General features: G+C 40.4%; 4 protein-coding genes. All 4 read right to left on the bottom strand.

What is annotated here, in order from left to right:
- Positions 1–280 precede the first annotated feature (280 nt).
- The 4 genes from HMPREF0645_RS02045 to HMPREF0645_RS02030 all read right to left on the bottom strand — a co-directional run bounded on the left by HMPREF0645_RS02045 (position 281) and on the right by HMPREF0645_RS02030 (position 4,787).
- Positions 281–808, bottom strand: a complete 528-nt coding sequence (locus HMPREF0645_RS02045) for a hypothetical protein (RefSeq protein WP_007173161.1) — start codon at positions 806–808, stop codon at positions 281–283.
- A gap of 23 nt (positions 809–831) precedes the next feature.
- Positions 832–1,911, bottom strand: coding sequence for a Gfo/Idh/MocA family protein (locus tag HMPREF0645_RS02040; RefSeq protein WP_007173160.1), 1,080 nt, complete (start codon positions 1,909–1,911; stop codon positions 832–834).
- 3 nt (positions 1,912–1,914) lie between these two features.
- The gene (locus HMPREF0645_RS02035; protein ID WP_007173159.1) at positions 1,915–2,982 is read right to left on the bottom strand and encodes a radical SAM/SPASM domain-containing protein; all 1,068 of its coding nucleotides are present in this window, start codon (positions 2,980–2,982) and stop codon (positions 1,915–1,917) included.
- A 92-nt stretch (positions 2,983–3,074) separates the two neighbouring features.
- Positions 3,075–4,787, bottom strand: a complete 1,713-nt coding sequence (locus HMPREF0645_RS02030) for a sigma-70 family RNA polymerase sigma factor (protein WP_007173158.1) — start codon at positions 4,785–4,787, stop codon at positions 3,075–3,077.
- Positions 4,788–4,949: the final 162 nt, after the last annotated feature.

Genomic DNA, 4,949 nt, shown 5'->3' with positions numbered 1-4,949 from the left:
GCTATACACCCAATTATTTAACTTTATCAGACGGTTTGTAGGAGGATATGAGGAGAAATGAAGTGGCAATGGCTATAAAATATTATACCTGAAGGTGCACAAAGTCCAAGTGATATTCCCTTTTACTCGTGATACAATATAATGGTATAAAGGGCAATGAATAAACAAATACTGTGGTTAGAGAATATCATGCCCCCTTAAAAAAATAGCCCTCTTTGATACGATAATCAAAAAGGGCTGAAATCCGCAATAAAGACATACATTTTATGGATAGTGTTTACTATTCAATCAGCTTCCCATGCTTTTTGAGTATTGAGAGAAACTCTCCCCATTCTGCCGCTCTTTTTTCTTTTGTTTTTTGAATGGCCTTGTTCTCTTTAACATATTGACTATTGTCCTCAATATTGCGTGGGTAACAGTCACTCAGGTAAAATTTACCAGATTCTGAAACTAATGATAAGTCTGTGAAGATTTGACTATTGAAAGATGACACAAACGTTGAGATATGGAGTAGAACCTTACCATACGAATGTATTTCTATATTACGGTAAATGGGAAAGAGCTGACTTGTCGGCTCAAAATCTTGAAAAATAATCTCACGGCTCTGCGCGTTGAAAGACTTGATGTTGTCAAGTGTAAAGAGATAGGGGCTTGAAGCGGCTCTTGTCATTCGGGCTGTCCCTATAGCAAACAATTCCGTTTTCGATGCTTGCACTGTGGGAGTTGAAGCAGACTCATCTTCATTGCTGCAACCAATAAACAGCAACGAGAAGATGAACGCCTGTAATACACAAAAGTACCTTTTCATAATTTGTTGGATTTAATTTGTTATTATAATATGTGGTCGTCAATTATGTTCATATACTTCTTTATTTCTGCCATTAAGGAATAAACATGCTTGACACTTTCCAAGCAAAAGGCATGATTATCCTCGAATCTGTTTTCAACCATATCGGCAAACGCTTGAATTTCCGAGAAGAACCCTTGTGACACAATTTGGTTATTCCCAACCGTTGGTACAAAACCATTCCTTCCGTAGAGATTGACTACGGTTGTATTGTTTCGGAATATTTTCTCCAATGGAACCCCAAACACTGCAGAGCGTCTCGGTGTGAAATCGAGTTGCTCCATTCTGTCCAATACATAAACCCCTTTGTCTGTACTGATGCTCAGCAATTCCTCTGCCTTTTGCCACGAGTAATCTGTTGAAAGTTCTAGCATACCTGTTATATCTTGGTGCTCTAATACAAGAAATAAGGTCTGTCCACCATCTCTACTGCGAATAATATCCCAACTCTTTATCTTTGCCTCTCCGAAAAGGAATGTTGCATAGTCAAGAGGATGGATGAACAGGTCAAGCAGAGCATCACCCTCTGGATATAGCCCCGTAAGATAGCGATAATGATAATGTCGTTTGCCATCACCTTTCAATCGCTTTTGCAGAATTTGAGAGGCAGGGGCAAAACGTCTTTGCAGTCCGACGACGACATGTTGTGAGCCATATAGTTTGACGGTATCGGTCAAAGACTTTAGTTCCCTCTCGTTCTTACACGGTGGTTTCTCTATGAATAAGGACTTCCCTGCTTTAATGACTTCGTTTGCTATATGAAAGTGCGAATGTGGATTAGCAGCCACAAAGACTCCCGAAACCGTATCATCATTCAAGATGTCTTGTAAAGAAGTCGTACCTTTTACTCCCTTGTACTTTTGAGAAATCAGCCCGGCTTTCTTCTCCGAGGTGCAGCAGATGTATTTCAATGGCAACTGAAGATATTGTATCACAGGCAACAGGTTACTGACACAATGATTGCCAAGACCTACAAGAGCATACCGTTGGGTGTAGATATGGTTCAGTTCCCTTATGCTCCGCACACTCTTGTATCTGCCGATGATTTCGTCTATATATCCCATAGTTTATGCTGTTATTTGCTTGAAATGTTCCTTATAGGTGATTTGCGTGTTGCTGGTCCATTGATATTTCCCGTAAAACAATTCTATCAGTCGCTTGGGAAACATTTTCTCCAGATTCCTTAACAGGATAATATCATACTTCCGGTGATAGTTGATCCAGCATTGATTACACGTTTTGGAGTGTTGACACTGAATCTTACAGGTTTCCTTTGAATTGAATATCTCGTCAAGCGTGTTCTCATGGGTGTTGCCCAAGACCACGTCCAAATTCTGGCACAACGGGACATCACCATTGGAATGGATGACCAACTCACTGAAAATGCTATGGCACCTCAGTTTCAGCCTGTTATTCTTCCATTCGTCATATAGGGCCACAAAATCAAAATTTTCATCCGTTTGATGTATGGATGAAGGTATCTGACGGATGAAATTATCATCATTGGCTTCCATCAAGTCCTTGGTCGTGTCAAAGAATGACATTGTGCTGTAAATGCCAATACGCACGTCTATGCTATATTTCTTGGCACAATCTATGACATGCTTCATATCCTCAAACGAGTTCCACGGAGAAAGGCAAAACATCAAGGAAATAGGAACAATATCCCTACACGCCTCTATAACTTCGATAACCTTATCATATCCATCCCTGCCACGCATATAGAGATAGGTTTCTCTGGTGCCGTCAAGTGAAATATACAGATGCTTGGGGTGATGATTTTTTACAGCAGATATTACCTTGTTTACCGCAAGACAATTAGACAGCAGCGTATAGTTAGGATGATGAGTGTCAAACCATCCCAATATCTTGTCTGCTTCGGGATGAAGGATAAACTCACCTCCCTCCATGCCGACCGTCGTGCGTTTCGTTATACATTTGCTGTTCATTATCTTGATGATGTCGTCTAATCTTAAATTTTCCGTAGGTTTCTTCCAAATGGAACAGTGCTTGCAACGTGACTGGCAGTTGGTAGTGGAATATATCATCAAGGAAGTAAGTTCCTTATGCCGTCTGCGTATTACATTGTTGGCAAATACTATTCCGTTGTGGATGTAGTCATAAATACTGTACATTCTTTCTTTTGAGTTTTGTCTTTTATTGTTAAGAGCAGAAAACCACGAAAAGACTGCACAATATTTATGACTTTTTTATCTATTTATTTCATTTACCAAGTAAGCCGCAATCCAAATGGTACTGTTATGATGAACGGATGCTCTGTGCGGTAGGTTTCAAGGCCACTGCCATTCCAGAAGTAATAGAACATGTTAGGTTCTAAATACAGACTGAAAGGCTTGAATAGCCTATACTGAACACCGATACCTAAGTTCACAGACCACTGATAACGTGGCTTGATGTCACCCTTTAACGTGTAGGACGAGTCAGACGTTATGATATACTTCTTATCAAGTGAACTGTGAACTGGCATCTCGAATGTCACTCCACCGGTCGTATAGGCATTGAATCGTCCCTTGCTCCATATACGATAGGTCAATTGCAATGGTATGCCCACATAATCAATCTTCTGGGTCTTCAACAAGGTCGCACCATGAAACTCACTCTCAAAATCAGACTTCATTCTTGTGTAAGTCAATCCTGTTCCAAAAGTCCAATGGGAACTTAGTTGCTTGTTGAGCGACAAACTAAAGGTCTGGGGGCGGTAGTGGTGCGCCTTCTCACCTAAGGATGCGTTGCCTTCTGTTGCATTATTCAGTGCTATCCATGACATTTTTGCCCTCTCGACAGAATCCATCAGTGCATTGTTCCGAACCAAATAATTTACATAATCATCCCATGTATATAATTTGGCCGAAGCCCCACCGTTAGCGTAATCTACTACTGATAGGTAGTTCAAATTGGACATGGCTCCATTTGCTCCGGCATTAGATGAATAGCCGAAGTTAAATGTCCATGGGTATTTCTTCTTATTGCTGACAATAGGCGACATACTTTCATTCAATGCCATCATTTTTTCTTCGGTAATTTGTGGAATACGAAGCACGGAGTCTTTGGTGCTGATACCCTTTATAACCAATTGTTTCTGTATAGAATCCACATGGAAAACTACAGTCTGCTGCTCGGATTCTACACTATCTGTTATCATCCGTGAAGAAATCTTTTCAGTAGAGGTAGCCATTTCTGCCAAGGCACGTTCATCATTATTACTGGTACTTATACTTGATGGGATGGAATATCTTGGTTGCACTATCTTTTGAGAGGCAGATTCTTTTTGAACCCGTCCTGGCAGCTCCTTATGAGTGGTTACTGCTGTTTGCTTGTGTTCAGAAGTTCCAACAGTTTTGTCCTTCGTTACGAAATAGATATAGACAGGTATCAGAATTGGAAGCAAGAAGAGCATCCAATAGTTCATCAGTATGGTCCGCAACATTTTCTTTGCCCGAACCAACTGAGAAGATGAACTGTGAGGATTGATACCAAGCAGTTCTCCAATTTCCTTATGGGAAAGACCATCCAGAACCGAGAGTTTGAATATCTCCCTGTTCCCCTCCGGTAACGACTCTATTGCCGACAGCAATAGTTCAAGTTCTATATTCTTTTCTTCCTCGTCTTCTTCGCTCAAAAATTCTATGCCCAGACTAGACAGAGGAATGTCATCCTTCTCTGCGCTTTGCAGGTACCTTAGAGAAAGGTTCCTTACAATGGTGATCATCCATCCCTCCAATTTTGAGTTGTCTTTCAGCGATTTGATGGAGGTGAAGATGATGATGAACGCATCATGCAAAATATCTTCTGCCGTGCTTTCGTCTGTCACATAATGCTGGCATATCCGCAATAATCTGTCGGAATATGCCTTGTATAAATTTCCGAGAGCTTTCCGTTCTCCCTGTTTACATGCGTTTATATCAACATCTACTTTCATAGATATACTTTTCCCTTTTATTAAAAGGAGCAGATTGTGACTAAAAGACTGCACGAATTTTGAAACTTTTTTTTGAAAAACTTGAAAAAAGGCTCAAATTTATGACAAGTGGCCTATTTTTAAGGGCGAATAATCAACAACAAGAGCACTATTGCAAAGTTC

This window comes from Hallella bergensis DSM 17361, from assembly GCF_000160535.1.
Lineage (GTDB): Bacteria > Bacteroidota > Bacteroidia > Bacteroidales > Bacteroidaceae > Prevotella > Prevotella bergensis.
Note: the sequence above shows the minus strand (reverse complement) of the source record. Positions and strands in the feature narration are given on the sequence as shown.

Coding starts and splice junctions, on each gene's coding strand:
- HMPREF0645_RS02045 (WP_007173161.1), bottom strand. CDS start 808: ATGAAAAGGTACTTTTGTGTATTACAGGCGTTCATCTTCTCGTTGCTG.
- HMPREF0645_RS02040 (WP_007173160.1), bottom strand. CDS start 1,911: ATGGGATATATAGACGAAATCATCGGCAGATACAAGAGTGTGCGGAGC.
- HMPREF0645_RS02035 (WP_007173159.1), bottom strand. CDS start 2,982: ATGTACAGTATTTATGACTACATCCACAACGGAATAGTATTTGCCAAC.
- HMPREF0645_RS02030 (WP_007173158.1), bottom strand. CDS start 4,787: ATGAAAGTAGATGTTGATATAAACGCATGTAAACAGGGAGAACGGAAA.